The sequence below is a fragment of the Pseudoalteromonas sp. RB2-MNA-CIBAN-0110 genome (assembly GCF_040309305.1).
Classification (GTDB): domain Bacteria; phylum Pseudomonadota; class Gammaproteobacteria; order Enterobacterales; family Alteromonadaceae; genus Pseudoalteromonas; species Pseudoalteromonas arctica.
On the sequence record NZ_JBEOOQ010000107.1, the window covers coordinates 1 to 438 of the forward strand.

The 438-nt window shown below is 40.9% G+C and carries 1 pseudogene; it reads left to right on the forward strand.

Going from position 1 to position 438, the window contains the following annotated elements:
- Positions 1–345: pseudogene (locus AAEY68_RS20750) on the forward strand (hypothetical protein); the annotation flags it as partial.
- Between the last annotated feature and the right edge of the window lie 93 nt (positions 346–438).

Sequence of the window (438 nt, forward strand, 5' to 3'; positions counted from 1 at the left end):
TTATATTGGGAGCGTGTAGTGCGTTTTATGGACAACAGCCAACCACTTCCTGATGTACCTGAGTATGAAAACTACCGCCACCTTGATGAACCCACCGCTGAATTTGATAAAAAAAATGACAGACCTAATAAATTTTGGAGTGACTTTTCACTTGCTCAACAAGTCGAAATATGGCAAAAGTTTAATAAAGAGGCTGCTCATTTTAATTGGCTCAGAGCGACACCTAACGAAGAAATAATTAAGCCTTGGCTGCATTTTAAAGGTGCGCCAGAGCGTATCGAAAAACTAACATGGAAATACAAAGCAAAGCGTTTAGCGCTACAGTTGTTTATGGGCATACCTTAAGCGCATTACAAAAGCTGCTTTGTTGTGGTCAGCTAATTCCGGACAGTGAATTAAGTTTTTCTTCGGCTACTCCAGGGGCAACCATTTGGTTGT